We start from the raw sequence: 233 nt of genomic DNA on the forward strand, positions 1-233 counted from the left end.
GCGCAATATGCGCTCTCCGCCACTTAAGCTAAGGCATTTCAAATCTAAACTTGGCACCAACTTACAATTCGCTTGGGCACTCACTACATCGTAACCCCAAGCGCGCAGCAGGAGTTGCCAAGAGTTCCCTGGCAAAATATTACTTTTTCGTAACTCTTGCCATTCTTGCAGCTGATCCTGATTGCTACTAATAGCAGGAGCCACATCGGCAAACGTAACTTTTGGCTCTTGTT

The 233-nt window shown here is 46.8% G+C and carries 1 protein-coding gene; it reads right to left on the reverse strand.

Annotation, left to right across the window (positions count from 1 at the left end):
- Window positions 1–233: hypothetical protein (locus tag Q4528_RS16370; protein WP_303522847.1), on the reverse strand; the 233-nt coding region annotated here is incomplete at both ends.

Origin of the sequence: Staphylococcus pasteuri, assembly GCF_030547725.1 — a bacterium.
GTDB classification, from domain to species: domain Bacteria; phylum Bacillota; class Bacilli; order Staphylococcales; family Staphylococcaceae; genus Staphylococcus; species Staphylococcus pasteuri.